The 26,687-nt window shown below is 59.9% G+C and carries 27 protein-coding genes; 10 read left to right on the top strand and 17 right to left on the bottom strand.

From position 1 onward, the window contains the following. Window positions 1-189 precede the first annotated feature (189 nt). Window positions 190-861, top strand: coding sequence for a hypothetical protein (locus OHL13_RS18280; RefSeq protein ID WP_263411555.1), 672 nt, complete (start codon window positions 190-192; stop codon window positions 859-861). Window positions 862-912: 51 nt separating this feature from the next. On the opposite strand, the gene OHL13_RS18275 is transcribed toward OHL13_RS18280, so the two are convergent. The 4 genes from OHL13_RS18275 to OHL13_RS18260 form a co-directional block, all read right to left on the bottom strand. After that, complete coding sequence (locus OHL13_RS18275) at window positions 913-1,269, bottom strand: DUF4260 domain-containing protein (protein WP_263411554.1); 357 nt, start codon at window positions 1,267-1,269, stop codon at window positions 913-915. A gap of 68 nt (window positions 1,270-1,337) precedes the next feature. After that, window positions 1,338-3,254: an ATP-dependent zinc metalloprotease FtsH gene (gene ftsH, locus OHL13_RS18270; RefSeq protein WP_263411553.1), complete on the bottom strand. Its 1,917-nt coding sequence runs from the start codon at window positions 3,252-3,254 to the stop codon at window positions 1,338-1,340. A 254-nt stretch (window positions 3,255-3,508) separates the two neighbouring features. Continuing rightward, window positions 3,509-4,558, bottom strand: a complete 1,050-nt coding sequence (gene tilS, locus OHL13_RS18265) for a tRNA lysidine(34) synthetase TilS (protein ID WP_263411552.1) — start codon at window positions 4,556-4,558, stop codon at window positions 3,509-3,511. Between the two features lie 12 nt (window positions 4,559-4,570). Further along, window positions 4,571-5,584: a carboxypeptidase-like regulatory domain-containing protein gene (locus OHL13_RS18260; protein ID WP_263411551.1), complete on the bottom strand. Its 1,014-nt coding sequence runs from the start codon at window positions 5,582-5,584 to the stop codon at window positions 4,571-4,573. Window positions 5,585-5,607: 23 nt separating this feature from the next. On the opposite strand from OHL13_RS18260, the gene OHL13_RS18255 reads away from it, so the two are divergent. After that, window positions 5,608-6,063, top strand: coding sequence for a GNAT family N-acetyltransferase (locus OHL13_RS18255; protein WP_263411550.1), 456 nt, complete (start codon window positions 5,608-5,610; stop codon window positions 6,061-6,063). 15 nt (window positions 6,064-6,078) lie between these two features. On the opposite strand, the gene ispD is transcribed toward OHL13_RS18255, so the two are convergent. Continuing rightward, window positions 6,079-6,780 (bottom strand): 2-C-methyl-D-erythritol 4-phosphate cytidylyltransferase, encoded by a 702-nt coding sequence (gene ispD / locus OHL13_RS18250; RefSeq protein ID WP_263411549.1) that lies wholly within the window; start codon window positions 6,778-6,780, stop codon window positions 6,079-6,081. A 54-nt stretch (window positions 6,781-6,834) separates the two neighbouring features. On the opposite strand from ispD, the gene ispF reads away from it, so the two are divergent. After that, entirely contained in the window at window positions 6,835-7,437 is a 603-nt protein-coding gene (ispF, locus tag OHL13_RS18245; RefSeq protein ID WP_263411548.1) for a 2-C-methyl-D-erythritol 2,4-cyclodiphosphate synthase, read from the top strand. A gap of 46 nt (window positions 7,438-7,483) precedes the next feature. Here the strand turns inward: ispF and OHL13_RS18240 are convergent, their stop codons facing one another. After that, entirely contained in the window at window positions 7,484-7,804 is a 321-nt protein-coding gene (locus OHL13_RS18240) for a putative quinol monooxygenase (protein ID WP_263411547.1), read from the bottom strand. 169 nt (window positions 7,805-7,973) lie between these two features. On the opposite strand from OHL13_RS18240, the gene gltX reads away from it, so the two are divergent. Further along, window positions 7,974-9,473, top strand: coding sequence for a glutamate--tRNA ligase (gene gltX, locus OHL13_RS18235; protein ID WP_263411546.1), 1,500 nt, complete (start codon window positions 7,974-7,976; stop codon window positions 9,471-9,473). A 45-nt stretch (window positions 9,474-9,518) separates the two neighbouring features. On the opposite strand, the gene OHL13_RS18230 is transcribed toward gltX, so the two are convergent. Both OHL13_RS18230 and OHL13_RS18225 read right to left on the bottom strand, forming a co-directional pair. Continuing rightward, window positions 9,519-9,992 carry a protein-disulfide reductase DsbD N-terminal domain-containing protein gene (locus OHL13_RS18230; protein ID WP_263411545.1) on the bottom strand — a complete coding sequence of 158 codons (474 nt, stop codon included), beginning with the start codon at window positions 9,990-9,992 and terminating at the stop codon, window positions 9,519-9,521. 2 nt (window positions 9,993-9,994) lie between these two features. Next, a complete protein-coding gene (locus OHL13_RS18225; protein ID WP_263411544.1) occupies window positions 9,995-10,630 on the bottom strand; it encodes a TlpA disulfide reductase family protein in 636 nt (211 codons plus the stop codon). A 76-nt stretch (window positions 10,631-10,706) separates the two neighbouring features. Here OHL13_RS18225 and OHL13_RS18220 point away from each other — a divergent pair, with 76 nt between their 5' ends. Next, window positions 10,707-11,693 (top strand): KpsF/GutQ family sugar-phosphate isomerase, encoded by a 987-nt coding sequence (locus OHL13_RS18220; RefSeq protein ID WP_263411543.1) that lies wholly within the window; start codon window positions 10,707-10,709, stop codon window positions 11,691-11,693. Here OHL13_RS18220 and OHL13_RS18215 read toward each other — a convergent pair. The 3 genes from OHL13_RS18215 to OHL13_RS18205 form a co-directional block, all read right to left on the bottom strand. After that, the gene (locus OHL13_RS18215; RefSeq protein ID WP_263411542.1) at window positions 11,690-12,025 is read right to left on the bottom strand and encodes a DNA-binding transcriptional response regulator; all 336 of its coding nucleotides are present in this window, start codon (window positions 12,023-12,025) and stop codon (window positions 11,690-11,692) included. The genes OHL13_RS18220 and OHL13_RS18215 overlap by 4 nt on opposite strands. Before the next feature lie 117 nt (window positions 12,026-12,142). Further along, on the bottom strand, window positions 12,143-12,883 hold the full coding sequence (locus OHL13_RS18210) for a Crp/Fnr family transcriptional regulator (protein WP_263411541.1): 741 nt from the start codon (window positions 12,881-12,883) through the stop codon (window positions 12,143-12,145). A gap of 235 nt (window positions 12,884-13,118) precedes the next feature. Next, window positions 13,119-13,463 carry an STAS domain-containing protein gene (locus tag OHL13_RS18205; RefSeq protein ID WP_263411540.1) on the bottom strand — a complete coding sequence of 115 codons (345 nt, stop codon included), beginning with the start codon at window positions 13,461-13,463 and terminating at the stop codon, window positions 13,119-13,121. Between the two features lie 81 nt (window positions 13,464-13,544). Here OHL13_RS18205 and OHL13_RS18200 point away from each other — a divergent pair, with 81 nt between their 5' ends. Beyond that, window positions 13,545-15,290: a proline--tRNA ligase gene (locus tag OHL13_RS18200; RefSeq protein ID WP_263411539.1), complete on the top strand. Its 1,746-nt coding sequence runs from the start codon at window positions 13,545-13,547 to the stop codon at window positions 15,288-15,290. 9 nt (window positions 15,291-15,299) lie between these two features. Beyond that, complete coding sequence (locus tag OHL13_RS18195; protein WP_263411538.1) at window positions 15,300-17,834, top strand: PBP1A family penicillin-binding protein; 2,535 nt, start codon at window positions 15,300-15,302, stop codon at window positions 17,832-17,834. A gap of 14 nt (window positions 17,835-17,848) precedes the next feature. On the opposite strand, the gene OHL13_RS18190 is transcribed toward OHL13_RS18195, so the two are convergent. Further along, complete coding sequence (locus OHL13_RS18190) at window positions 17,849-18,820, bottom strand: energy transducer TonB (protein WP_263411537.1); 972 nt, start codon at window positions 18,818-18,820, stop codon at window positions 17,849-17,851. A gap of 59 nt (window positions 18,821-18,879) precedes the next feature. On the opposite strand from OHL13_RS18190, the gene OHL13_RS18185 reads away from it, so the two are divergent. The 3 genes from OHL13_RS18185 to rimM are packed head-to-tail and all read left to right on the top strand — an operon-like array spanning window position 18,880 to window position 20,712. After that, a complete protein-coding gene (locus tag OHL13_RS18185) occupies window positions 18,880-19,647 on the top strand; it encodes an enoyl-ACP reductase FabI (RefSeq protein ID WP_263411536.1) in 768 nt (255 codons plus the stop codon). Window positions 19,648-19,657: 10 nt separating this feature from the next. Beyond that, the gene (locus tag OHL13_RS18180) at window positions 19,658-20,167 is read left to right on the top strand and encodes a DinB family protein (RefSeq protein WP_263411535.1); all 510 of its coding nucleotides are present in this window, start codon (window positions 19,658-19,660) and stop codon (window positions 20,165-20,167) included. Further along, complete coding sequence (rimM, locus tag OHL13_RS18175; protein ID WP_263411534.1) at window positions 20,164-20,712, top strand: ribosome maturation factor RimM; 549 nt, start codon at window positions 20,164-20,166, stop codon at window positions 20,710-20,712. The genes OHL13_RS18180 and rimM overlap by 4 nt, the downstream gene beginning before the upstream one ends. 50 nt (window positions 20,713-20,762) lie before the next feature. Here the strand turns inward: rimM and OHL13_RS18170 are convergent, their stop codons facing one another. From OHL13_RS18170 to OHL13_RS18150, 5 genes are all read right to left on the bottom strand, one after another. Then, the gene (locus tag OHL13_RS18170) at window positions 20,763-21,761 is read right to left on the bottom strand and encodes a hypothetical protein (RefSeq protein WP_263411533.1); all 999 of its coding nucleotides are present in this window, start codon (window positions 21,759-21,761) and stop codon (window positions 20,763-20,765) included. A 230-nt stretch (window positions 21,762-21,991) separates the two neighbouring features. Then, window positions 21,992-23,368, bottom strand: coding sequence for an alpha/beta hydrolase family protein (locus tag OHL13_RS18165; protein ID WP_263411532.1), 1,377 nt, complete (start codon window positions 23,366-23,368; stop codon window positions 21,992-21,994). Window positions 23,369-23,442: 74 nt separating this feature from the next. Continuing rightward, window positions 23,443-24,435, bottom strand: a complete 993-nt coding sequence (locus OHL13_RS18160) for a pectinesterase family protein (RefSeq protein ID WP_263411689.1) — start codon at window positions 24,433-24,435, stop codon at window positions 23,443-23,445. Window positions 24,436-24,615: 180 nt separating this feature from the next. Further along, the gene (locus tag OHL13_RS18155) at window positions 24,616-24,876 is read right to left on the bottom strand and encodes a hypothetical protein (RefSeq protein ID WP_263411531.1); all 261 of its coding nucleotides are present in this window, start codon (window positions 24,874-24,876) and stop codon (window positions 24,616-24,618) included. A gap of 12 nt (window positions 24,877-24,888) precedes the next feature. Beyond that, the gene (locus tag OHL13_RS18150) at window positions 24,889-26,619 is read right to left on the bottom strand and encodes a sodium:solute symporter family protein (RefSeq protein WP_263411530.1); all 1,731 of its coding nucleotides are present in this window, start codon (window positions 26,617-26,619) and stop codon (window positions 24,889-24,891) included. Between the last annotated feature and the right edge of the window lie 68 nt (window positions 26,620-26,687).

Raw genomic sequence — 26,687 nt, 5'->3', positions numbered from 1 at the left:
CTGTTTATCAGTGTACGCAGAATCAATTCCGGTACCCCCCGCGCAGGCAACCTTTCCCCGGTTTCTGTGAATTTTTCTCGGGCTGCAAGCCCTGTATTTCTGCAACGGAGGGATCTGAATAATTCATCTGATGTTCATAGACAGTGCTGCAATTCCGCGGCCTGTAACGCAGTAGCAGTAGAGGTACCGATGAATCGATTTACCCCCCTTGCCTTACTTTTCGCTCTTCCCCTGGCAGCGTTCGCTGCTTCCAGTGATTCAGACTCCACCACCGCAGCAGCCGCCACAGAAAGCTCTTCCCGTATGGCGATGCAGACAGTAGCCACCACCCAGGACCCAGACCAGCTGAAGCACGGCACCATCATCGGCTCGGTCACCTTCAGCGGCGTTTACACACGGCAGTTTACCCAGCAGCAGCCCGTGATGGGCACCGCGAACAACGGCGATAAAAACCTGGCCGGATGGGCCGTAACCCCTGAGTTCAACTTCACGAAACACCTCGGGCTGCAGGCGGATTTCATGAATACCTACGCCTCGGACAGCTACCCGGGCGCAAACAAATTCATGATGGCGGCCGGCCCGCGCTACACCTTCAATCCATACTGGAAGGCCACTCCTTTTGTGTATGGCGAGGCAGGCGAGGTGCGCACCACTTATGGCCGCAACGCGGGCGGCACTCACCCGCCCACAAGCTGGAACCCCGTTGTTTCCGCCGGCATCGGCTTCGACAAGAAGATCAGCCCGAACTTCGCCCTGCAGGTTGTCCCCGCTTCCTGGACCGGCGAGCGGTTTGATTACAACGGCACCTGGCAGAACAACTTTCAGGCCCGGCTGGGCATTGTCTTCAACCTTCGCAAGTAATCTGTAACAAGCCTAGAAAGGCCGGACTCACACTCCGGCCTTTTGCATTCTTTAAACCCGTTGCAAATGGGTGTCTTTGAAATGCGTTGGATACTTCAGGCCGTAACCTAACATGCGGTCAAATCCAATGTGCGCTAACCAGATCAATGCAAACAATAATGTGGACCGGTGCCGCTGATGGAAGCTGACAAGCGCCAGCAGGATCGGCAGTCCTTCATTGTGCACAAGGTTATACGCCGCTGCTCCTGCCTGAGCGCCAGCTGCATAGGCGATCATGGCGAGGTCCGGAAACAGGAACAGGACAGCAAACCACAGCCAACTGCCATGCAGATGGCGATAGCCATAGAGAGAGGCAGCGAGGGCAGCAATGCCCTCCAGGTGCAGTAACAGGCGGGGATGCGTCAACATGCGACCACGCTACAGGAAAAATGCCACCCCGAAGGGTGGCATTTTGGTGAAACAACAGAGTGAGTTGATTATGCGGGGCTCGGGTGTCCATCACCGAAGCCCGGGGCGCGACCGCCCTCCGGCTTGATGATCTTCTGGGCGTCCGCGGTATTCGAGTCGGCGTGCGCGAGAGCAGACTTTACCGGGGGCAGTTCCTTGCCCTCGATGATCAGCTTGATCTCGTGCGCATCGATGGTCTCGCGCTCCAGCAGGGCCTTGCTCATGCGATGCATGATGTCCTGGTTGTTCTCCAGGAGCGAGTAGGCTGCCTTGTAGCCCGCGTCGACGAACGAGCGAACCTGCTCGTCAATCTGCTTGGCCGTGTCGTCGGAGAAGTCGCGGTGCTGGGCGATCTCGCGGCCGAGGAAGATCTGCTCTTCCTTCTTGCCGAAGGTCATCGGTCCAAGACCGCTCATACCGTACTCGCACACCATGCGGCGGGCCAGGTCAGAAGCACGCTCGATGTCGTTGCCGGCGCCGGTGGTCATCTTCTTGAGGAAGATCTCCTCGGCGCAGCGTCCGCCCATCAGGATGGCAAGCTGCGTCTCCAGGTAGTCCTTGGTAACGGTGTGCTTGTCTTCCTCAGGCAGTTGCATCGTAACGCCCAGTGCCATGCCGCGCGGAATGATGGTGACCTTGTGAAGAGGATCGGCATGCTCGCGCATGGCGGCAACCAGAGCGTGACCAGCCTCGTGGTATGCCGTAACCTTCTTCTCTTCGTCGGTCAGCAGCATGCTCTTGCGCTCGGCGCCCATCAGGACCTTGTCCTTGGCATGCTCAAAGTCGAACATGTGGACGGCCTTGCGGTTGTTGCGAGCGGCGATCAGCGCAGCCTCATTGACCATGTTGGCCAGGTCGGCACCGCTGAAGCCCGGTGTTCCACGAGCCAGAATGTTCAGGTCGACGTCTTCAGCCAGCGGCACCTTCTTGGAGTGCACACGGAGAACCTCTTCGCGGCCACGAACGTCCGGACGGCCCACGATCACGCGGCGGTCGAAACGGCCGGGGCGCAGAAGCGCCGGATCGAGAACGTCAGGGCGGTTGGTGGCAGCAACCAGGATCACGCCGTCGTTGGACTCAAAACCATCCATCTCGACCAGCAGCTGGTTCAGGGTCTGCTCACGCTCATCGTGCCCGCCGCCGAGGCCTGCGCCACGGTGACGTCCGACAGCGTCGATTTCGTCAATGAAGATGATGCAGGGGGCGTTCTTCTTGCCCTGCTCGAACAGGTCGCGGACACGGCTTGCGCCGACGCCGACGAACATTTCAACAAAGTCCGAACCGGAGATGGAGAAGAACGGAACGTTGGCCTCACCCGCCACAGCACGGGCAAGCAGGGTCTTACCGGTTCCCGGAGGTCCGACGAGCAGCACACCCTTGGGAATGCGGCCGCCCAGGCGCTGGAACTTCTGCGCCTCGCGGAGGAACTCGATGATCTCCTTCAGCTCTTCCTTGGCTTCGTCGACACCAGCGACATCCTTGAAGGTGACCTTTTTCTGCTGCATGCTCAGCAGGCGGGCGCGGCTCTTGCCGAAGCTAAGGGCCTTGTTGCCGCCGGACTGCATCTGACGCAGAAGGAAGAACCACAGGCTGATGATCAGCGCGAAGGGCGCGATCTGAATCAGAAGGCCCAGCCAGGCATTCGACTGCTGGTCCTTGACCGTGATGGCCACACCGTGGTCGCGCATCGACTTGTACATATCCGGATAGTTGGCCGGAATAGTGGTGTGGAACTGGTCCTTGTTGTCGCGATAGTGGCCGGTCACTTCCGTGCCATTGATGGTCACGTCAGAGATCTTGCCCTGTTCAGAGTCGTTGAGCATCTGGCTCAGGGAGATGGTTGTATCGTGCCCCATGCCCGTGCCCTTGACCACGAACTGCCAAAGAATAACCAGGCAGGTGATCATGAATACCCAGATCAGGACGGTTTTTACAGTTGAATTCAAATCCGGTTCCTCTTTCCGGCTGCTTCACCTTGGAAGCTAAACCAGGCAGAGTCGTTTCCTGAAGAAACGCTCCTGTAATGGTTTAGACGTCCCCCAGGGGCGGAAGGTGCCCGGGGGAGAACGTGCGTGCTGGTGTCTTAGATTCTACTCCCAGCCTTTCCGATTCGACGGGAGCATTCCGGGGAAAGTTTCCTGCAATTTCCATTTACGGCACAAGGCTTTAGCGTGACGGTAACCGTACTTCCGGGTAGCGCTCATCCCTTGGAGACCTGCAGCTCCCGGGCGGTTCTTTTTGCCCGCAGGCCGCCGGGCAGGTGAAGCTGCGCCCCCGGTTTGCTGGAGACGGTCGGGTCTGGCGTCCAGCCGTCCCCGGCCAGGCCGCACATGGCCAGCAGGCGGGCGGTCTCTACAAAGCTCAGCCGGCACCCCAATCCGGCCACCGCCGAGCGCAGCACCCTCCTTCTGGCGGCCAGAGAGAGCGGGCGAAGCCGCTCCACCTCAATGGCGATGGATTTTGCCCCCGGAGCGGTCTCGGAACTGCGGCCGCCACCCCGGACAGGGGTTCCGGGCAGCACCAGCCCCGGCAGCAGGCGGGTAATCTCCGTCGCCCAGTGCTCTTCCTCGGCGCGAGCCAGCTCGGCTACCTGAGCCAGCGTGGCGGCGGCCTGCGGGTTGAACTGGCGCAGCAGCGGCATCAACTCGTGCCGGACGCGGTTCCGGGTCAGGTCCAGCGAGTGATTGGTGGAATCCGTCCGCCACGGCTGCTTGCGGGCGTTCAAAAAGGCCTCCACCTCGGCGCGGGCGACCCCCAGGATGGGGCGGATGATTTTTGGAGTGCCCTGGGGCACACCTTCGACTACCGGAGAAATTGCCCCCAGCCCCTCGGTCCATGCTCCACGCAGCAGCTTCATGATGACGGTCTCAGCCTGGTCATCCTGGGTGTGGGCGGTGGCGACAGAGTCAACCTCCAGCCCGGCGAAGACCTGGTAGCGGAGCTTGCGGGCGGCATCTTCCACGGACTCCTTCTCCTGCTCGGCTCGGGTGGGGACATCGACGTGCGCGACGGTGACGGGAATCTGCAGCCGGTCGCAGAGTTCCTGAACGAAGGCGGCATCGGATCTCCCTTCTTCCCCGCGGATGCCGTGCTCCACGTGTACCGCGCTGAGCACGATGCCGAGGTCAGTTTTTTTCTCTGCCAGCGAGAGCAGCAGGGCGACAGAGTCCGCACCACCGGAGACGGCCGCGCAGACACGCGCGCCGGGGTGAAAGAGTCCGGTGTTCAAGGAAAGTACGGGCAAAGCCATTGCCCTCTTATCCTAGCGGCTGGCAGGCGAGGAAGCTTTTTGCATTTGGACGGTGGGCAAATGCTCCGCCTTTGGATCAAACAGGTTATTCCAGACGACAGGCTCAAAGTCTGGCGTGCGGAGACGCAGTTCATAGCTATCCTCCGTCTCAAAATGGAGCGCATAAACGCCATGGGTATCTGTCACGGCTCTGGTCAACGGCGCCTTGCGCCCATAGCGATACACCTCCACCGCAACACCGGTAAGCGGCTGCAGGTCTGTATCGATCACAATGCCAGAGAGGTTCATCGAAACCACGACCGGCTTTGGCCGTATGGGGTTCCCGTCGCTATCCAGAACCGTAACGCATGGAGAACACTCCCCGACCGGCAGCTTGACGCTGAGTGGATCGTCTGACGCTTCCAGATCTTTTTTCAGGTGGGCGGTCCTGAACGCAAGTGCGGCGACTTCAATCTGGTAGTCGAGCGCGGGGATGTTCAATACCGCTTCACCCTGCTGATTTGTGAAGCCGACCGTGCCCCTGTCGGTCGAGTATTGACGAAGAAGGATCGAGGCGCCTGGGATATCGGCTCCGGTTGGGTCGGTGACATGCAGTTTTTGCAGAAAGTAGGGCAGAAACTGCGACCCGCTGCCATGATCTTCCATCTGCAACACAGGCGATACCGTCAGCGTCTTTCCACTCTGCACCACGATGTTCTGCAACAATGGAATGAAGCCTGATCGAGAGAACTGGACCTGGTACTTCCCTTTCGGCAAGGCGAGCTGAAAGGCACCATCCCCGGTCGTGTGCTCCCTCCGAATCGCCTCGTGTGTGTCTGCGGTGAGAATCAACACGTTGGCGCGGGATATCACCGCACCCGACTCATCCATGACAACCCCGGTTATCGCACCTTTCTTCGGCACGGCAAAAGCAAATCCGCATATCAGAAACAACTGGAGCAGGGGTGAAGCAAATTTACTTTTCGCGATCATTGGCCACCTGGATGCTCTACACGAAACACAAAAAGCATATGTCCGGACAGGCACGCTTGCTAGATGATTAACAGAACATGTTCGAAACACGAGCCGCCACAACCGCCGACGCTGCCTTGATCGCTACCCACCGCCAGAAGATGTTTGCCGACTCCGAGCAGGGCGATGAAGCCGTCCGTGCGGAGGTCCGCAGGAACTTTGAGCCCTGGGTGCAGCCGCGCCTTGAATCCGGCGAGTACACCGGATGGATCATCGAACGCGAGGGCACAGCCATTGCCGGTGCGGGCATCTGGTGGATGCAGTGGCCGCCGCACTTCCTGGACCCCGAGCCGCTGCGGCCTTACCTGCTGAATGTCTACGTGGACCCGGCCTATCGCGGCCACGGGTTAGCCCGCAAGCTGGTGGAACTGAGCATTGAGGCAGCAAAACAGCGCAATTGCCGCCTGCTGTCGCTGCACGCTTCCAAGATGGGAAAGCCCATCTACGAGAAGATGGGCTTTGTGGGGACTACGGAGATGTTTCTGTATCTGTAGCGGGAAAAGCACTTCTCAGTGCTCCAGATAAAACTCGGCCAGCTCCAAATCGCCCGGCTGGGTGATCTTGAAGTTGCGGGGTGAGCCAGCGACGACAGCCACTTCCATGCCGGCGCGTTCCAGCAGGCTGGCTTCATCGGTCCCGGCGAAGCCGTCCGCCTCAGCCTCGGCAAAAGCCTTCTTCATGCGGCCCGCCGTTGCGCCCTGCGGCGTCTGCGCCAGCACGATGCGCTCACGCGGAATCGTGCTGGTGATAATCGCGCCCTCTGCGGTGCGCTCCACCTGCTTGATGGTGTCAATGGCCGGAACGCCGACAATCGCCGCACCGTGCTTCTGGACAGCGGAGATGGTGCGCTCGATGGTGGCTCCGTCGATCAATGGCCGGACGGCGTCGTGCACCAACACAATATCGTCGTCCGCACAGTCCAGCGCAGCCAGGGCGTTAGCCACCGAGCCCTGGCGGTTCTCGCCGCCTTCCACAACACGGATACGGCTGCCGAGCCCTGCAGCTTCAATCTGCTGGTGGACGCGTTCCATCTCCTGCGGGCGCACGGCAACCAGGATCTGGGTGACCGCCGGAACGCCAGCAAAGGCCTTCAGGCTGTGGATAAGAATGGGCTCCCCGCCCAGTTCGAGAAACTGTTTCGGAGCAGCAGCGCCTGCTGCCGCCATGCGCGTGCCGATCCCGGCCGCCGGAAGGATGATAAAGACTCGCATATTCAGGACTGCGAGTATAACGCGTCTGCCCGGTGAGTTTATTCTGTTGTCTGCATGCGAATTGGTTACGGTTTCGACTCCCACGCCTTTAAGCCCGGCGTACCCCTGATCATCGGCGGCCTGCCGATCGACTATCCGGAGGGCCTTGCCGGCCACTCGGACGGCGATGTCCTGCTCCACGCCATCACAGACGCCCTGCTGGGCGCGGTCTCCGCTGGAGATATTGGCACTTTCTTCCCGCCGAGCGATCCGCGCTGGAAGGGTGCAGCTTCGGATATTTTCCTGCGTACCGCTCTCGAGGAAGTTGCCACTGCGGGCTACCGCATCGTGAACATTGACACGGTGCTGATCATGGCCAAGCCCAAGGTCGTCCCCATTGCCGGGGAACTGCGCGCGCGCGTTGCCGAGCTGCTCGGGATCTCTCCCCGCGACGTCGGCATCAAGGCCAAGACCCCCGAGGGTCTGAACCAGGACAATGTCGCCGTGGCCCAGGTGGTTGTTCTGCTGGAAGACATTGAGACCTCGGACGGCAAGCTGGCCATCGCCGTGGAAGACGATGTGGACGCCGCCGTGAAGGACCTGGTGGACGGCATCGAGGTCCACGACACCCGCGCCCTGGGCCGCAAGCCCGCGTTTGATGCGGATGATCTGACGTAGGAACCATGCGGGGGTGTATGCGTTTCGCGCGCACACCCCGCGTTCTCTACTTTGCTCCAAGCAGAACGGGGTCTGTCTCAACCAGCCTCAGCGACTTCACCATGTTCTGCGTTTGAGTTTTGTACTTCCTGAAGTGCGGCGTTTGCAGGTGCGCTTCATACGCGGCCTGATCGCGGTACATCTCGAAGAGCCGTATCTGGTCCGGATGCCCCTTCACGGACACGGCATAAAGCGTTAAAACCCCAGGCTCAACGCGGATGGACGCTTCAATCTCCTCACGCAGGAGAAGCCTGTACTCCTCCAGGCGGGCGGGATCGATCTCGAGCTCCGCCAGCCGCACAACGCGATCCTGAACTGGTTGAGCCACTCCCCGGCCTGCCGAAAGCAGACAAAACACATCAGCAGCAGCCGCAAGCAAAAAAGCTGGTCTTACTCGCATGGATCCTTCTCCTTCAGATGAGACCTGCCGTTTAGACGCAACGGTCTTCATCCTAACCGGAGGCAACCGGGCACTCCGCTAGAATGGAAGACTGGTTATGTCTGAAAGTTCCCGTCCTACCCGCGTCCGTATTGCTCCCTCGCCCACCGGCGATCCTCACGTCGGCACGGCCTATATCGGCCTGCTGAACTACCTGTTCGCCCGTCAGCGCGGTGGCCAGTTCATCCTGCGCATTGAGGACACGGACCGCACCCGCTTCGTTCCCACCTCCGAGCAGATGATCTTTGACGCCCTGCGCTGGCTTGGCCTGGACTGGAATGAAGGTCCCGATGTGGGCGGACCGCATGGCCCCTATCGCCAGTCGGAGCGCACGGAGATCTATCGCGAAAACGTGCAGACGCTGCTGGACAACGGCACGGCGTATCGTTGCTTCTGCACGGCAGAGGAGCTGGAGGCCAAGCGCAAGGCGCAGATGGCCGCCAAGCAGCCGCCCAAGTACGACCGCACCTGCAAGTATCTTCCGAAAGAAACAGTGAACGCCAACCTGGCGGAAGGCAAGCCCTTCACCATCCGCATGGCAGTGCCGGAGAGCGGTTCCACCAACTTCCGCGACGAGCTGCGCGGCGAGATCGTCATCGACCACAACAACGTGGATGACCAGGTGCTGATGAAGTCCGACGGCTTCCCCACCTATCACCTGGCCAACGTAGTAGATGACCACCTGATGCAGATCACCGACGTGATCCGCGCCGAGGAGTGGATCAGCTCCACACCGAAGCACGTGCTGCTGTACAAGAGCTTTGGCTGGGAGATGCCGAAGTTCTGGCACATGCCGCTGTTGAGGAACATCGACAAGTCGAAGATCTCCAAGCGCAAGAACCCGGTTTCGCTGATCTATTACCGCGAGTCGGGCTTCCTGCCGCAGGCGGTCATCAACTTCCTGGGCCTGATGGGCGGCGGTATGCCGGTGCTGAACCCGATTGAAGCAGCCAATGCCGGAAGCACCAAGGAAGCCGATATCTTCAGCCTGGCGCAGATGGTGGAACGTTTCCAGTTCGACCGTATCTCCCTGGGTGGACCGGTCTTTGACCTGGTGAAGCTGAAGTGGCTGAACGGCGAGTACCTGCGCGCCCTGCCGCAGGAAGAGTTCTTCACCGCGTTGAAGCAGACGATTCTCTCCGACAGCTACATCCGCGCCATTGCGCCGCTGGTGCAGACGCGGCTGGAGACGCTGGGCCAGTGGGGCGACCTGACGGGCTTCTTCTTCTCCGACAACATTGTGCCGCCGGTAGAGGTATGGGTTCCGAAGAAGCGCACGCCGGAAGAGACGCTGACCTTTGCCGTCGAAATGCTGACCGTACTGGAGACGGCGGACTGGACGACGGAAGCCATCGATGCTGCTCTGCGTGCCCTGCTGACAGCCAAGGAGTGGAGCGTGAAGGAAGCCTTCATGCTGCTGCGCGCCGTACTGACCGGAAGCACGCAGTCGCCACCGCTGCTGGAGTCGCTGGTGGTCTTCGGCAAGGCGAGAAGCATTGACCGCGTACGGCGGTTCATTGACGGCCAGAAGAAGGCCGCCGCCAATACGAAGAAATAAGAAAAGCCCGGCGATCGCCGGGCTTTTTACTTGCCGTCACAAACCTTACTTCGCCGTAACCGCAATCTCCACCGGCAGCTTCTTCGGCGGGTAGCAGGCGGCGTTGTCGCAGGCCTGGTAGCCCAGCACGCCCTTCACGGTGTAGGTGCCAGGGTCTGCGGTCACGTGGACCTTGATCGTGACCGGGCCTGAGTAGACGTCGAGCTTTTCCTTCGGGTCAAACGAAAAGCTGTACTCGTGCCCAGCCGGGTAATCAATGGCACCCAGCTTCACGCCCGCGGCCGGCTCCAGCTTCAGCACAGTGGGGATCAGCAACTCGCTCTTCGGCGTGTGCGAGTTCATGTGGTAGCCGTCGTTCACCTTAAAGTGCAGCTCCACCACGGCAGGCTTCTTCGCAGCTACGGTGGCCGGCTCCGGAGCATAGGTCACATAGCCCTTGGGGGCAACACCGCCCATCTGCGCCAGGGTAAGGCCGGCGGCCAGCATCAGTACGGCAAACGATCCAAACAAACGCTTCATGCTTAAAGTGCTCCTGTAGCGGCAATCGTCTTCTTGATTTTAGCTTCGATGCCGTCCTTGCTTCCGAGCCCGGCGGCCTGCTCCACGATATTGCCCTTGCCATCGATATAGAAGCTCATGGGCAGCAGCGAGAAGTCGCCGTAAGCCTTGTCTGCCTTGGGATTGCCCAGAAGAATGGGGTAGGTCACACCCAGTTTGGTTGCGGCCTTGGCGATGGCCTCCTTCGGCTGGTCATCATCTTCCGAGACGCCGAGGATGACGAATCCCTGCGCGGCATACTTCTTCTGGAACTCCTCGAACCAGGGCATCTCCAGTTTGCAGGGAGCACACCAGGTAGCCCAGAAGTTCACCAGCACGGGCTTGCCTTTGTAGTCACTGAGCGAGACTTTTTTGCCCTCCAGCGAAGTGAGCGAGAAGCCGGGAGCGGGCTTGCCGCGAAGGTCCAGCTCGCCGACGTAGCTGTCAGCGCCTGCTGTCGGCGTGGGCATAGCTTCGCCGTCCTTCACCATGGCGAGCTCAGGTATCTGCTTTGCCTTTTCCGCCGCTTCCCTGCGTGCGCGCAGGTTCTGCACGCCTGCCCAGACCAGCGCCGCCACCAACAGAACAACGACACCGACTACTGCCAGATTCCGCTTCACGATCGAATCTCCTGTCTTTCAGTGTATCCGGCGCGGCGCGGCTGCACGTCTGCCGGTGTAGCATCTGGTTGGACTGATGGAAACAGCAAAGAGCATCAAACCGGCTGATCTGGTACGCATTGAAGCCGCCGCACTGCAGCAGTTGGCCGGACGCCTGGACGGGGCCATGGCAGCGGCTTTTGAGAACGCCGCGGAGCGCATTGCCGCATGTGCCGCCAGCCGCCAGCGGGTGGTGGTGACCGGCATGGGCAAAAGCGGGCTGATCGCCCAGAAAATTGCCGCCACCCTGAACTCTACCGGCACCCCGGCCCAGTTTCTGCACCCAGCGGAGGCCATTCACGGCGACCTGGGCATGCTGACCCGCGGCGACCTGGTGCTGGCACTCTCCTACTCGGGCGAAACCGAGGAGATTCTACGGCTGCTGGAGCTTTTGAAGCGGCTGGGCGATGCCCTAATCACCATGACCGGATGCCCGGAGTCGTCGCTCGCCAGGACCAGCGACGTGGTGCTGGACTGTTCCGTAACCGAAGAGGCCTGCACGCTGAACCTGGCCCCGACGGCGTCCACTACCGTCATGCTGGCGCTGGGCGATGCGCTGGCGATTGAGGTCTCCCGCTTGCGCGGTTTCCGCGCGGAAGACTTTGCGCAGCTCCACCCCGGCGGCAAGCTGGGCAAGCGGCTGCGGCTGGTTTCGCAACTGATGCACACCGGTGAGGCGATCCCGATGGTTGCGCCGTCGACACCGATGCCCGAGGTGATCCACGAGATGAGCCGTAAGCGGCTGGGAATGACCTCTGTGGTGGAAAACGGGCGTCTGCTGGGCATTCTCTCGGACGGTGACCTGCGCCGCCTGCTCGAGCGCGAGCAGGCACGGGCGCTGACGCTGACCGCGGGCGAGGTGATGAATACCGCCCCACTGACCATCGCTGCGGACGAGCTGGCTTCGTCAGCCCTGGCGGTGATGGAAGAGCGGAAGATTACCGTGCTGGCTGTTCTCTCCAAGACGGGGCAACTGGAAGGCGTGCTGCACCTGCATGACCTGTGGGGACTGGAGCTGGTCTAGCTCTGCGTCAAACGCCGTACCGTGCGTAAAAGCTGCTCCGGACGATGGGCGCTGCAGCGTTCCATGCCATCGACGACGCCTTCTACCGGGTCCCGGCTGAGCATCAGGATCTTGCAGCCGTTGCAGGCCGCGCGGATCGCCGAAGCGATGCTGGTTGCATCTTCCTGTCGCAGGGAATGGCACAGCACGGCGAGGTCATAGCGCTTCTGCGCCAGTTCGCCGACCGCCTTTGCAGGCTCAGCCGAAGCCACTTCGGCGCCGGTCTGGCGAAGCAGGCTGGCGCGGGTTTTCAGCAATACCGGATCACTGCCAATAGATAAGATAGCTGGCATTCTCTAACCGATCGTCATAGGTTCCGGGTAATGCAGGGGCCCCCGTTAAACGCAAAACGTATGACTGCACTGTAGTGATATCACCCTCGCCATGTCGGTGCGGAAGCCGACATAACGTCAGGGTTTCTTCAGGGACGCCGGCCGGAAGCGTTCGAGGACATTGTTCAGGGTGTGATAACACTCGCAGGCAGCCTTCTGCAGTCCGGCACGGTCCTGAATGCGGATCTTGCCGCGGGTGTACTCCATCAGTCCGGCACGCTGCAGATCGCCAGCGGCAATGGTTACCGTGGATCGGCGGGCGCCCAGCATATGGGCCAGGTACTCCTGCGTCAGGCGCAGGGACGCGGACTGCATGCGGTCAGAGGCAGTCAGCAGCCACCGGGCCAGCCTCTGCTCGACCGAATGAGCCCGGTTACAGACGGCGTTCTGCCCCATCTGCAGCATTTGGAAGTAGATAGCCTGGTGAATGAGGTGCTGCAGAGAGGAGTCGCGGCGCATTTCTTCCCGTAGAACAGAGGCCCGGATACGGAGAGCAGCGCCCTCTCCCTGCACGGTAATGGCGTGAGCTGCCAGAGGCTGGTCCATGAGCGGGCCGGTGTTTACCAGCCCTTCCTGGCCGACGGCGGCCACTTCAACCGAGTCGCCGGACTCGGTAAGGACGCACAGGCAGACAAAGCCGCCCAGGGGAAAGTAGACATACTCCGCAGGCTTTTCCGGCTCTGCGAGCACCATGCCTACCTGCAGATCCACAGGGGAGAGGTGCCGTTGAAGAGCGGCGTACGTCGTCTCCAGGAGCTGCAACAAAATCCAGTTTGGGGGCCGTTGGTTCATGGTCCCCGATGTTTGTCGATCGTTCATCGAGGTGTTTCCTTAGCGCAGAAACGCCACTTAGCCATGCCCTATAACGGCATGACCCTAGAAAACAACTGCCAGGTTGTGGCGAAATGCTGTTCTTTATCCTCAACGATTCGACGCGCAGATGTCTGTCGCGCAGCATACATAGCACAACTTTTTGAAAAATAAGACGATCCTGGTCTTTCGTGTGCTCAAAATCTTAAGCGTGACTTAAGCGACTGGTTCGCAATCCCCGTCCTTACAGCGTCGATTCGGCGTCGGCAACGGTGGGATAGACCTTCAGCACCGTGTTCACCTTGGTCAGCTCCATCAGGGCGGCGATGCGCTGCTGCAGAGCAGCGACGGCCAGGCGGCGCCCCTGCTTCTGTGCGGAGAGGTGAAAGTTCATAATGGCGCCCAGTCCAGCGGAATCCACATACGGAACGCCCGACATATCCAGCACCACCAGCGGCTCCGTAATGGCCTTGGCCGCCGCCTGCAGCTTGGGCAGGTCACCCAGCGTCAGGGATCCGGAGAGGCGCAGGATGAGAATTCCCGCAAGAGCTCCGGGGGCGGTCTCAATCGTCAGGGGCAGAGCTGGCATGGTGCTACCACTATACCAAGCAGTGACATACGCCCGCAGGAATCGTTTTTCGCGCACTTTGCTTCGATACAATCAAACCCTATGCAACGTTGGTCAAAGCTCTTTATTCCGACCCTGCGCGAGGCCCCGGCGGATGCCGAAGTGGCCAGCCATAAGCTTCTTCTGCGCGCCGGTTATGTCCGCCAGCTGGGTGCGGGCATCTACAGCTACCTGTTTCTCGGAAACCGGTCTGTCAACAAGATCATCTCCATTGTCCGCGAGGAGATGGACACGATCGGCCAGGAGTTCTTCCTGCCCGCGCTGAACCCACGCGAGGTATGGGAGGCCAGCGGCCGCTGGTCCGTGATGGGCGAGAACATGTTCCGCCTGAAGGACCGCAAGGGAGCGGATCTTTGCCTGGGCATGACCCACGAAGAGGTGATGACCGAGATTGCCCGCAAGGAGCTGCGCAGCTACAAGCAGCTGCCGCAGATCTGGTACCAGATCCAGACCAAGTTCCGTGACGAGCCCCGCCCGAAGAGTGGCCTGCTGCGCGTGCGTCAGTTCACGATGAAGGACTCTTACTCCTTCGATATGGACACGGCCAGCCTGGACGAGAGCTACGACAAGCACGACCGCGCCTACCGCCGGATCTTCAAGCGCTGCGGCCTGGACTTTGTCGCCGTCGAGGCGGACTCGGGCGCCATGGGCGGATCGGCAAGCCAGGAGTTCATGGTCTACACCGATGCCGGGGAAGACCTGATTGCAAGCTGCCCGAACGGCCACTACGCGGCCAATCTTGAGAAGGCGACCAGCACGCTGACCGCTGTGGCCGAGCTTGCCGATGGCGCGATCGAGGAGGTCGCAACACCCACACAACGCACCATCGATGAGGTCGGCGCGTTCCTGAAGGTGGAGCCGGTTTACCAGATCAAGACGATGGCCATGGTTGTGACCACGCCGGATGGCAAGTCGAAGACCGTGGTTGTCTTCCTGCGCGGCGATCACCAGTTGAACGAGGCGAAGGTCTCGGCGGCGGTGGGCGGCGGAGAGCTTCGTCCGATGGTTGCGGAAGAGATTCTGGCGGCGTTTGGCGCACCTGCGGGCTTCCTTGGTCCGATTGGAGTCAAGGCTGATCACGTGATCCTGGATGCTTCGCTGGAAGGCCGCAAGAACCTGATCGCGGGAGCGAACAAGGAAGGCTTCCACCTGCGTAATATCACGCCGGGCAAGGACTTCAAGCCAACGCTGGTAGCCGATGTGCGCAACATCAACGAAGGCGAGCCCTGCCCGCAGTGCGGAACACCTCTGAAGCTGGGCCGCGCGGTTGAGATTGGCCATATCTTCAAGCTCGGCAACAAATACACCCTCTCCATGGGCGCCAGTGTGCTGGACCGCGATGGCAAGGAAGTGACGCCGATCATGGGCTGCTACGGCATTGGCATCGAGCGGATTCTGACCTCCGCCATTGAGCAGTCGGCCGCCAACCGTGGTGTCGATGCCAGGGGCGAGATCAGCTACGCCATGCCGCCGTCGATTGCACCGTTTGAGGTGGTGGTCACCGTGACCAACGTGGGCGACGACGCCCTGCGTGTGGCCGGGGAGCAGGTTGCCGAAGCGCTGGATAAGGCCGGCTTCGACACCCTGCTGGATGACCGTGACGAGCGGGCCGGCGTGAAGTTCAAGGACGCCGATCTGGTCGGTATCCCCTTCCGTATCAACATTGGCAAGAAACTGGCCGAGGGCAAGGTGGAGCTGGTGAACCGCCTGTCCAACGAAACCGTAGATGTTGCTGTTGACGAAGTTGCGTCTGCACTGTCGCAGGCGCGGGAATCTGCGTCTAAGTAGAGAACGCCTATGGCCGTAAAAGTAAAGATTGGCGGCAACAGCCGCTCTGGCTCCCGGCACTCGCTGGGAATCCGTATCCTTCGGGCAGCTCTGATTGGCTGCTCGGCGCTGTTGCTGCTTTTCTTTGCGGTCTTCGGGTACTACTACTTCCGGTACCAGAAGATTGTGGATGACCGGCTGAACGCCGGGCCAATGTTCACCAACACCTCCCAGGTGTTTGCCGCGCCACGCGAGGTGCGCCCCGGGCAGAAGTTGACCGCCGCGGTTATTGCGCAGGAGCTCCGCCAGGCTGGCTATAACAACAACCCGCAGATGGGCACCTTCCAACTGCGCGGCGACAACATCCTGATTAAGCCCGGAGCGCACAGCTTCCATTCCACCGACGGCGCAACCGTCAACACCTCCGGCGGCACGGTGCAGTCCATTACCGCCGAGAATGGCGTGGCGCTGCGTGGCTATGAGTTGGAGCCGCTGCTGATTACCGGCCTGTCCGAGGACAAGAACCGCATCAAGCGCCGCCTGGTGACCTACAAGGACATTCCCGAGCGCATGGTGCAGGCGGTTACAGCGATTGAAGACCGCCAGTTCTTTGAGCATGGCGGCATCAACTATGCGCGTACCCTGAAGTGCGGCGTGCAGGACATCCTGAGTGGTCGCAAGGCCTGCGGCGGATCGACTCTGACGCAGCAGCTTGCCCGTGGCTTCTTTCTGACGCCGGAAAAGCACATCAAGCGCAAGCTGATCGAGATCCTGATCAGCTTTCAGTTGGAAGCACGTTTCAGCAAGCAGCAGATCTTTGAGATGTACGCCAATCAGATTCCCCTGGGGCAACGCGGCAGCTTCGCCGTCAACGGCTTTGGGGAAGCATCGCAGGCATACTTCGGCAAGGACCTGAAACAGCTCGATCTGGCTGAATGCGCCATGCTGGCCGGCATGATTCAGCGGCCCAGCTACTTCAACCCATATAAGCATCCTGAGCGCGTGATGGAGCGCCGTAACATCGTGCTGGATTCGATGGTGGAAATCAATGCCATCACGGCCAGCCAGGCGGAACGCGCCAAAGCCGAGCCGATTCGTCTGGCTCCGCCGAATGTGGATGCCAGCGAAGCTCCGTACTTTGTCGATGTCGTGCATGACGCGCTGGTGCAGCGCATTGGCGACCAGGAGATCTCGCACCAGTCGCTGCGCATCTATACCTCGCTTGACCCTGACCTGCAGCGCGCGGCGTCAGAGGCAGTCGCCGTGGGCATGCAGAACGTTGATGAGATGGTACGCAAGCAGCACCGTGGCAACAGCCCCATTACCTGGCCACAGGTTTCCCTGGTGGCTCTGAACCCGCACACCGGGCAGGTGCTGGCGATGGTGGGCGGACGCAATTACGGCGTCTCGCAGTTGAACCACGCAACCTCCAAGCGTCCGACGGGATCGATCTTCAAGCCGTTTGTCTACGCGGCTGCGTACAACACGAGCATCAACGGGCAAACGCTGGGCGATAAGGGCATCTTCACCGCGACCACGATGCTGGACGATGTGCCGACCACCTTCACCTTTGACAATGGCCGCCAGACCTACACGCCCGGCAACTACAAGGACGAATATCACGGCTCAGTAACGGCGATTTACGCACTGGCGCACTCGCTGAACAATGCGACCATCTCGCTGGGCCAGCTTGTGGGCTTTGAAAATGTGGCTGCTCTGGCGCGTCAGTCAGGCATCCTGGCTGCACGTGGAACACCGGCCGTTTCGCTGGGCTCCTACGACGCCACGCCGCTGGACATGGCGGGCGCCTACACGGTCTTTGCCAATAACGGTGTTCACCTGAACCCGTGGACGCTGGCCAGCGTGCGCAACACCAATGGTGACATTGTGGCCGACTTCGCTCCTGAGGCTCGCCAGGTGATGGACCCGCGTGCCGCGGCGCTCTCCACTTCGCTGATGGAAGGCGTCATGAACTTCGGCTATGGCTATGAGACGCGCAAGCGCGGCTTCATGGCTCCAGCTGCGGGTAAGACCGGCACCAGCCACGATGCATGGTTTGCTGGCTACACCTCGAACCTGATCTGCATTGTGTGGGTCGGCAACGACGACTACACCGACGTAAAACTGGCCGGCGCGCTGGCTGCCGCACCCATCTGGGCGGAGTTCATGAACCGCGCCATCAAGCTGCCGCAGTACAGTGACATGAAGCCCTTCAGCTATCCCGATGGCGTGGTGGTGGAGCGGCTGGACAAGAACACCAACCTGCTGTCGGACTCAAGCTGCCCGAACTCGTATTCGGCCGCCTTCCTGGCCGGAACCGAGCCACACGACACCTGCTCCCGCATGGGCGAGGACCAACGCGGCTTCTTCCAGAAGATGCTGGGCATTGGTCAGTCGCCGCAACAGCAGCAGGAGGAACAGCAGCAACAGCAACCGCCGGCCAGCACAACTCCTGGAGCTCCGCCGAATCCCACCGCGGAAGAACCCAAGAAGAAGAACTTCTTTCAGAAGGTGTTTGGTGGCGGAGGCGACAAGAAGCCGCAGCCGCCGCCGCCACAGCAATAGAGTGTGTTGAAAATTTACTGCTTGAATTTGTAGGCTTTGGGTATCACATACTGCAACGTGAAAAGCGTATCGATATCAGATGGACCCCCTGCCTCATACACAGAGGCGAATTTCCACGTGCTGAGAGCCGTCATAGCTGATTTCGTGAGGAATAGAGACGGGCTCGACACAGGCTCAAGAGCGGATACCGCTCCAGATTCATCAATGTGAGCTGCAATCAGAACATCACCTGAATCCTGCTGGCTTTGCGCTCCGAGGGGATAGGACGGGACAGCACCCTTGATCTGTTGACGGGTGATCCCAAAGGTTAACATCAAACTCTCACTCACAGGTCGAGCGCCGGGTGGGACGGCGACAGATGAAGCTCCAGAAGGATCGAGTTCTTCAAGCTTTTCAACATTCATCTTCATCAAGACCTTTCCGTTTACAGCCATCTCGATACGTAACGGAACATACTGATCTCGGAATTTACCGATACGATTGAACATAATGAAGAGATTTCTGGCTCTGATGACGCGAATCATCGGCAGTTTCTTATCGCGGCAGAAAACTTCTGTGGGTTCGCGTGCTGTGAAACAAGAGAAGTCTGGGGCGCCTTTCAGCGGACTAACCGGCTCCAGTCGCGAAGGAGTGCTGTAAGACATCTGGAGCTGTGTAAGCATGGTAAGTGCCAGCTTTAGCAGATACGGAGCATCCTGTCCGGTTACGTAAACAGCAGATGAGTGCTTTACCTTTGTAAGGTTGATGCCTCCTGTAACCGTCAGCGAGCTTTCCACGCGAGAATATGTCTTCTCGTCGACCGTACCAGAGGTTATCTCTCCCTCAGCGTTACTCATTTCAAAGCTGACGATGCGGTGCCATGGCTTGCTGTAAGCCTGATTGAAAGCTTCCTGCATCTCGTAAAACTGACTCGAAATGTTGTTTTGGGCATATCCAATAGCCGACAATGCCGTACAGAAGAGCAGGATCAGAAGACGTCTCAACATGGTGCAATCCTACCGCACCGATCCTGATACCCTAACCAACGGGAAAGGATAAAACCCTCATGATTGATTTGACAGGCAAAGTGGCCGTTATCTTCGGCCTGGCCAATAAACGCAGCATTGCCTGGGGCATTGCCCAGAAGCTCTCCGAGGCAGGCGCGACCATCGCCCTCTGCTACCAGAACGAGCGCCTGAAGAAGGAAGCCGACGCTCTTCTGCCTGATCTGAAGAACGCCAAGGCCTACCAGTGCGATCTCTCCATCGACGCCGAGATCGAGACCACCTTTGAGGCCTTCAAGAACGACTTCGGCAAGATCGACATCCTGGTCCACGCCGTTGCGTATGCTCCGGCCGACGAGATCAAGAACGACTTTATCTACACCAGCCGCGAAGGCTTCCGCATTGCGCAGGACGTCAGCGTCTACACGCTGATTGCCGTGTCGCGCGCGGCCATGCCGCTGATGACCGAGGGCGGCGCCATTCTGACGCTGAGCTACTATGGCGCGGAGAAGGTCTTCCCGAACTACAACGTGATGGGCGTAGCCAAGGCGGCCCTGGAAGCCACGGTGCGTTACCTGGCAGCTTCGCTCGGACCGAAGAACATCCGCGTGAATGCGATCTCCGCCGGGCCCATCAAGACGCTGGCCGCGCGCGGCATCGGCGACTTCACCAAGATCCTCGACACCGTCACCGAGCGTGCTCCGCTGCACCGCAACGTGGACCAGCTCGAAGTAGGCGGCGCTGCACTGTTCCTGTGCTCTCCGCTGGCCAGCGCCATCACCGGCGAGATTACGTACGTGGACTGCGGCTACAACATCACCGGAATGTAGGGATCGCATCATGCGCATCGCACAGGTTCTGCTGGCGGATTACGACGCTGAGGTCAGAAGCACACAGCGTCTTTTTGAACGGCTTCCGGCGGCAGACAAAGCCACCTGGAAGCCGCACGAAAAGTCGATGGAGTTGGGCAAGCTGGCCATGCATGTGGCTGCCCTGCCTGGCTTCGGCGCAATGATTCTGAGCACCCAGACCCTCGACACCGGCCAGCAGAGACCACCGAGCTTCCCCTATGAAGGTGCGACGCAGGCTGCAGCCATTTTTTCCGAAACCTCTGCGAAAACCCGCTCGATTCTTGAGGCCATCTCCGATGAAGAGATGGAGCAGCCGTGGCAGCTGCAATTCCATGACCGGGTCTTCTTCAAAGGCAGCCGCATTCTTGCCTACCGCACCATGTTCTTCAATCACCTGGTGCATCACCGCGCACAGCTTGGCGTCTATCTGCGCCTCCTGAACATTCCGATTCCGGGCTTGTATGGCCCGTCAGCGGACGAACCGATCAACCTGGGATGACCGACACACCGTACACCGCAATTGCCCGCCTACTGCGTCCGCAGGGACGCAAGGGAGAGCTGTTGGCCGACATGCTGACAGACTTTCCGGAACGCTTCAAAACCACCACCTCCGTGCTGTTGGAAAATCCGAAAGGCGAGCCCGCACCAGCAACCCTGGAGGAGCACTGGTTCCCCACGGGACGCAATGCGGGGCGAGTTGTGCTGAAGCTGAAAGGGATTGACTCCATCAACGACGCCGAGACCCTGCAGGGCAAGCTGGTGCTGGTGCCGGATGATGAACGTGTTCCCCTGGATGAGGATCGCGTCTGGGTCTCTGACTTGATCGGCTGCGAACTGTACCATCACGACAACCTGATCGGCACCGTCGCCGAGGTGCATGAAAACGAGTCGCCCGAAGGCGCATCCCTGCTGGTCGTTCGAAAGAGCCATAGTGAGGACGAGCTGCTGATTCCCTTTGTGAAGGCTTACATCCTCTCGCTGGACATCCAGGCCAAGCGCATTGAGATGAAGCTGCCGGATGGACTGCTCGAGATCAACGGTTAAACGAACAACGCCTCGCATGTGCGAGGCGTTGTTGCATCTGCATAGAGCGCTTAGTCGCGACGGCCAAAATTCCAAGCAAAACCGATTGAGATGATGGGATAGACCGTAGCGTAATCGTTGAGGTCGTTCTGGATCTTGACGCGCTGCTTGGCCAGATCCCGTTGGGCATCTGCTTCGGCTGAAATTTTGCCGCAGCCCTGGTTATCGCAGACCGTTCCATCCAGGTTCAGGCCAAACTTCGGTGCGCCGGTAAAGACTCCGCCAATTTCAAACGGAATGCTCCAGCGACGACCATTGCGCGGTATCAGGTTGCCGAAACCGAAAGTCACGATCGGCGCGACGGAACGGTCGTAGTTGAAGGTGGCATTGCCTTTCACAGGATCACTGGGTGCGCTCGTGTAGGTGCCGTCGCCCATGTCGAAGCGCTGACCGCCGTTGACCCAGATATCCGCCGAACCATGGTTCTTGTGGATCAGGATGCCCGGGCTGACGTGGAATCCGCCGAAGTGCTGAAACGGGAAGTAGTCCACCTGCACCTGGCCGGACTTGAAGTCGAGCTTCGCGCCATAGTTCCAGCCACTGTCACCAAAGGTACCGTTGTAGCTGAAAAAGTTGGCGCCCATGCGCAGATTCAAGTGCTGCGCCAGTGGCGTAGCTGCCTCAACACCTGCACCGAGCGGGCTGAACTTGACTCCCACGGCGTACTGCTGGAAGGGACGCAGGCGGAAGCTGGTACGCAGAAGTTCCGGACGCTTCACGGCAGTCTCTCCCGTGGCAGGAACCGTAGTTTCCACACGCGAAGTAATCTGCTGCGAAGAACTGCTGCTCGATGAAGCAACGGCATTCTGTTGCGCAGCAGTGCCGCTTTGCTGAGCCGGAGGGCAAGCGGGCGTTTGACCAGGGATAGGAGTTTTGCAGGGATTGGACTGGCTACCCGCTGGCCAGTCAGGAATACCAGGCTTTGAGGTCGACGAGTTCTGCGCGCACAACTGCACCGGAGCAGCGCTGGCAACAGCCAGCGTAAGAAGGAGGATTCGGTTCTTGAGCACGATAGCGATGTCCTGTTCGCAGGGGATTGAGGTCAAAACACACATCTACTCGGCAGGTTTCGCACACACACACGGTCCCCGACAGAGTCAAAAAGGGACAGACTGGCCCCACCTGTTTAACGGCAAAGAGTGTTGACTACTTCGTGACTAAGCATAGCGTGGTTTCCATGACCATCGGCGTGAATTTCACGTTGCCGGAAACCAGATGTCCACCCCTTCGAAGGCCGCCCTCAGCGAGCCTTTTCCAGCGCTTGAATCTTCGATGCCCAGGAGTCGTACAGAAGTTGGTTCTTCTGCTGATTCCATTCTTCGTCGCTCAGCACCATCAGGTCCTGACGTGGAATTCCCGGGAAACCAGTGCCTACGGCATCCAGTCCACCTTCACGATCTTCACGCAGATAGTTCTTCAGAATGAAGACATCGTTCTTGTGAATCCAGTCGGCAATATGTGTTGTTCCCGCGGCACGCAGACCGGCATCATCCCAAAAAGCAAAGTGCAACTGCTGGTTGAGCCACAGCATGCCGTCCAGGTTTACCCAACTGGTGCGATGGCTGATGCCGGGATAGAGGATCGTTGTGAAGAGTCCCTTGTCTGTTCCCGTAAGACGGATCGTTCGTTCGCGCACCTCGACAAACCATGCCGGCGGATGATCACTCATCTTCATCACGGTGTCCGCATCGCCGTTCATCGCGTACATGGGTCCACGCTCGGCATTCAGCGTGTAGAGGATGGGACCGCGATCCCCGAGAACCGCAAGTGCGCGATATGGCGCAGCCTGGCAGGGAAGCTTGCCGGTATCAAAGTATTCATGCGCACCGTCATAGGTGCCTCCGCCACTGAGCAGTACGGCGTGGATACGTGGATCGATCGCCCCGGTAATACCGGTGATAAAAGCACCCATCGAGTAACCCACGGTGCCAATGCGCGATGGATCCACCTGAGGCAACGAACGCAGATAGCTGACCGCCTGCATCACATCCACCTGCATCAGGCCTGCGAGACGCTGGCCCCAGTGCGGTAGATCGACCGCAGCATCATGCTCCGCAGGGCTTTGCCCGGTAGCCTTGTGCGCGTTGCGCTCCCCCTCTCCGATGGGGTCATACGTCACGGCCACCGCACCCGCCCTGGCGAAGAGCATGCCACTGTAGAAGGAATACCAGGTGAACTTGTCTCCACCGTGGCCATCGACGATGACGATACCGGGAAGCTTCTGCCCCGGCTTCAACAGCTTCGGGTCTGGCCGGTAGACAATCGCCGGAACCTTCATGCCATCGGCGGTGTTGTAGGTCACGCGGTCGGCAATGACGCCGGGCATGGGCGAGAAGCTGGACCACACCTTTGCTTCGAGCGCAGGGAGCCTGTCCGGCACGTAGAGCTGCTTTTTGATCTCGCGCCGCCATGCGGCATTGCGGGACGTGCGCTGCGCCGCGGTCAGGTCTTTACCTTCCTTGGTGAAAATGCCCTGATCGAACGGATGCCGGACGGAGAAGTACTGCTCCGGGCGAATCTCTCCACCACCACCCGCGGCGACGATGGGTGGGAGCTTGGTTTGCGCGGCGAGGGTGGCGGTGAGGAGAAGAATGGCGAGTTGTAGGGGTGTGCGCATGGAACTCCTTGAAGGTTTGTGGCACTCAAGCCCACATCTGCTGCGCAGATATGGGGCACCCGGAGTATGGGCTATCAAGGCAGCTTTGCGGCCTCTGCCACCGGGTTCCAGTTGTCAGTTCCCTTCAGGAAGATCTGCGGCTCAAACTGTTTTGCCTGCGTGGCGGTTAGCTGGTGTGCCCAAGGGACGCGCTGCGAGGTATTGGCTCCTGCGCCGGTGTTCGCGAACTCAGCATAGAAGACCTTCGTCAGGTCTGCGGCGTTCGAGTTCCAGTCGTGCCAGCCCTGCGGGCTCAACGTTTCAGGCAGCTCCGTATACATGAAGACGACACGCGAGTAGGCGCGCCAGGGGCGTCCGAGATGGAATGGCTTGCCGTCGAGTCCCTCGGCCGTAACGCGTGAGTGCGTGATGACGTAGCCCGTTGCCTGAGTTGGCGTGGTGCGCGACTGCGCTGTCAGGTAGCCGGGACGGATGATGTGGATCTCGCTCTTGTCGAAGACCGCGGCAGCGTTGCCGAAGATAAAGTCCACACCGCCGGAGATATACGAGTCGACATAGTACTGCCGCCCGAAGTCGGCGAAGAGCGTGTCCTGGTCGCCAAGGAAGCGACAGTGCTTGAAGATGGCGCGGTCGCTGCTGACGGCAATGGCTACGGCCTGGCCCACGTTTCCGGCGGAGTTCTCAAAGGTGATGTTGTCAGCCTGGAAGTCGTCAGCGCTGATCTCAACCGACTCGGAGAAAAAGGTGCCGCCGTTCGTTGGACCGGTGCGGGCCGCGGTAATGACCACCTGCGATGGATCACTGCCGGTGCCCAGCCACGTGGTGTGCGGACGACGGCGCGAGACCCAGACACGCTCCTTGTAGGTTCCGGGCGCAATGTGCAGGTAGAGCCGTCCGCCGGGGCCGGGATCGGGTGCGTGGTCCATCGCCATCTGGATGGTCGGAAAGTCGTCTGTGCTGGAGGTGTTGCCCCTGGATGCGGGCGAGACATGCACATGAACATCCTGCGCGCGCAGAGCAGGAAGAACGCAGGCAGCAAGCGCCAGACACGGCGCGGCAAACTTCACAAGATGCAAGACAGCAAACCTCCGCGAAACGTTTCGAATTGAGTGTATTCCTACGGGCCTATGAACAGAGAGACCTGCATTCGTATTGGAATGCAGGTCTCTCCACTTCGCTTTCACCCCAGCCAGCGAGCTGGCCGGGGACCCCGATGCGCTACGGTCGAGAGGACAAAGGTTCGTGCGCTACGGCCGGAAACGGAAGGTGTAGAAGCCGCCGAAGAGGGTCATCAGAATGCCCCACCAGAAGGTGGCGTGCAGCTCCGCCAGTACCACGGCGGGCGGGTGCGAGAACTGGTAGATGCCGATGGGCAGCAGCACCAGACCATAGCCCAGGCAAAGAATGCCGACGAAGAACCAGATGGAGAGCGACTTCTTGCCGCTCTCAGGAGCCGTCACGGACGAGGATGCCGGATGCGAATGGATGTGCTCGGTAGGACCAGACATTGGCTTCCCTTTCTACCAGAAGATGACGTTGAGGATGATGAAGCCGACGCCGACGACTCCGGCCCAGAAGATCGGCTTCTGGAAGAGCGTCTTTGCTCCGTCGTCCGGAATGGCGGTCGCGCCGTAGACCAGACCGTCGAGTTCGGAGACGGGCTTAGGCTTGGTCATCAGGCTGACGACGACGGTGACAAGGACGCAGATCAGCCAGCTCCACAGCGCGCGGAACATGTTCTCGGCCATGGGCTTTGCGTCAGGCGAAAGTGCAATGGTCGCCAGCGCGCTGGGGCCGCCCGTTTGCACATACACAAACATGGCGATGGAGCTGACGGTTCCGGCCAGCAGGCCCCAGAAACCGCCCGCTCCGGTGGCGCGCTTCCACAACATGCCAAGAATGACCGTGCCGAAGAGCGGCGCAATGAAGAAGCTGAACAGCGCCTGCACGTAGTCCATGATGGACGACGCATGCGCCAGGATGTACGCCGACATGATGGAGATCAGCATGCCAATCACCGTCGACCAGCGGCCTACAGCGACGTAGTGCTTATCCGGAGCGTTCTTCTTGATGTATGCACCGTAGATATCGTAGGTCCACACCGTGGAGAAGGCCGAAACGTTACCCGCCATACCGCTCATAAAGCCGGCAACCAGTGCCGTAATGCCAAGCCCAAGCACACCCGGACCGCAATAGCGGATCAGCATCAGCGGAAGCACTTCGTCATAGGCGTGCTGGCCGGTCTTTTGCGCGATCTCGGTCGAGACCAGGTGCATCGTCGAACCATCCGCATTCTTCAGCACCGAAAGCGCCAGCAGGCCTGGAACGATGACGATAAACGGGACCGCCATCTTGAAGGCAGCGCCGATGATTGGCGCCATCTTCGCCGCGCGAAGGTTGTTGGCGGAGAGCACGCGCTGCACCACCAGGAAGTCGGTGGTCCAGTAGCCGAAGCTGATGATGGCGCCCAGGCCAAAGACAATGCCAACCCAGTTGATGCCCATCGGGTTGTCCTTGAAGTGCCCCAGCGTCGACCACAGGTGCGTGTAGTCATTCGACCCGACGTTGACGGCGATCTGCGCCTTCAGGTTCTTCCAGCCGCCGGCCTCAATCAGGCCGAGAATGGGAATCAGCGCCGCTCCGGCCCAGATGAGGATGAACTGCAGCACCTCATTGATGATGGCCGAGCGCAGTCCGCCGAGCATGACGTAAACCGCGACAGTCGCCGCTCCAATCCAGATGGAGAAAGTGATGTTCCATCCCAGCACCGTGCGCATGACCACGGCCATGGCGTACATGTTCACGCCACTCATCAGGATAGTCATCAGGCCGAAGGAGATGGCGGAAAGACCGCGGGCACCTTCGCCGAAACGCAGTTGCAGATAGCCGGGGACCGAGTGCGTCTTCGAGATGTAGTAGAAGGGCATCATCACAATGCCAAGGAAGAGCATCGCGGGAATGGCGCCAACCCAGTACCAGTGCGTCGCAAGGATGCCGTACTGATACGCGGAGCCAGCCCATCCCATCAGTTCCAGCGAGCCGAGGTTTGCGGAAACAAAGCTGAGGCCGGCAATCCAGGCCGTCATCTCGCGTCCGGCGAGGAAAAATTCTTCACTGGTGTTTGCCGAGTCCTTCACATAAAAGCCGATGAAGATCACCAGCACGAAGTACAGCAGCAGAATCAGGATATCGGGCCAGGACAGGGTGACAAGTTGCCGGGCATTGAAGATCGCAAAGGCGAGATGGGTCATAGAGGGCCGTTCAGTCCAGCAAAACCATGATCGTGGATTGGGGATTATTTTCGCAGGCCGAATTATAT

The sequence above is a fragment of the Terriglobus tenax genome (assembly GCF_025685395.1).
GTDB lineage: Bacteria > Acidobacteriota > Terriglobia > Terriglobales > Acidobacteriaceae > Terriglobus > Terriglobus tenax.
Note: the sequence above shows the minus strand (reverse complement) of the source record. Positions and strands in the feature narration are given on the sequence as shown.

Excerpts from the sequence above, each read along its gene's own strand:
- OHL13_RS18280 (WP_263411555.1), top strand. The coding sequence starts at position 190 with ATGAATCGATTTACCCCCCTTGCCTTACTTTTCGCTCTTCCCCTGGCA.
- OHL13_RS18275 (WP_263411554.1), bottom strand. The coding sequence starts at position 1,269 with ATGTTGACGCATCCCCGCCTGTTACTGCACCTGGAGGGCATTGCTGCC.
- tilS (WP_263411552.1), bottom strand. The coding sequence starts at position 4,558 with ATGGCTTTGCCCGTACTTTCCTTGAACACCGGACTCTTTCACCCCGGC.
- OHL13_RS18255 (WP_263411550.1), top strand. The coding sequence starts at position 5,608 with ATGTTCGAAACACGAGCCGCCACAACCGCCGACGCTGCCTTGATCGCT.
- ispD (WP_263411549.1), bottom strand. The coding sequence starts at position 6,780 with ATGCGAGTCTTTATCATCCTTCCGGCGGCCGGGATCGGCACGCGCATG.
- ispF (WP_263411548.1), top strand. The coding sequence starts at position 6,835 with ATGCGAATTGGTTACGGTTTCGACTCCCACGCCTTTAAGCCCGGCGTA.
- gltX (WP_263411546.1), top strand. The coding sequence starts at position 7,974 with ATGTCTGAAAGTTCCCGTCCTACCCGCGTCCGTATTGCTCCCTCGCCC.
- OHL13_RS18230 (WP_263411545.1), bottom strand. The coding sequence starts at position 9,992 with ATGAAGCGTTTGTTTGGATCGTTTGCCGTACTGATGCTGGCCGCCGGC.
- OHL13_RS18220 (WP_263411543.1), top strand. The coding sequence starts at position 10,707 with ATGGAAACAGCAAAGAGCATCAAACCGGCTGATCTGGTACGCATTGAA.
- OHL13_RS18215 (WP_263411542.1), bottom strand. The coding sequence starts at position 12,025 with ATGCCAGCTATCTTATCTATTGGCAGTGATCCGGTATTGCTGAAAACC.
- OHL13_RS18210 (WP_263411541.1), bottom strand. The coding sequence starts at position 12,883 with ATGAACGATCGACAAACATCGGGGACCATGAACCAACGGCCCCCAAAC.
- OHL13_RS18205 (WP_263411540.1), bottom strand. The coding sequence starts at position 13,463 with ATGCCAGCTCTGCCCCTGACGATTGAGACCGCCCCCGGAGCTCTTGCG.
- OHL13_RS18200 (WP_263411539.1), top strand. The coding sequence starts at position 13,545 with ATGCAACGTTGGTCAAAGCTCTTTATTCCGACCCTGCGCGAGGCCCCG.
- OHL13_RS18195 (WP_263411538.1), top strand. The coding sequence starts at position 15,300 with ATGGCCGTAAAAGTAAAGATTGGCGGCAACAGCCGCTCTGGCTCCCGG.
- OHL13_RS18190 (WP_263411537.1), bottom strand. The coding sequence starts at position 18,820 with ATGTTGAGACGTCTTCTGATCCTGCTCTTCTGTACGGCATTGTCGGCT.
- OHL13_RS18185 (WP_263411536.1), top strand. The coding sequence starts at position 18,880 with ATGATTGATTTGACAGGCAAAGTGGCCGTTATCTTCGGCCTGGCCAAT.
- OHL13_RS18180 (WP_263411535.1), top strand. The coding sequence starts at position 19,658 with ATGCGCATCGCACAGGTTCTGCTGGCGGATTACGACGCTGAGGTCAGA.
- rimM (WP_263411534.1), top strand. The coding sequence starts at position 20,164 with ATGACCGACACACCGTACACCGCAATTGCCCGCCTACTGCGTCCGCAG.
- OHL13_RS18165 (WP_263411532.1), bottom strand. The coding sequence starts at position 23,368 with ATGCGCACACCCCTACAACTCGCCATTCTTCTCCTCACCGCCACCCTC.
- OHL13_RS18155 (WP_263411531.1), bottom strand. The coding sequence starts at position 24,876 with ATGTCTGGTCCTACCGAGCACATCCATTCGCATCCGGCATCCTCGTCC.
- OHL13_RS18150 (WP_263411530.1), bottom strand. The coding sequence starts at position 26,619 with ATGACCCATCTCGCCTTTGCGATCTTCAATGCCCGGCAACTTGTCACC.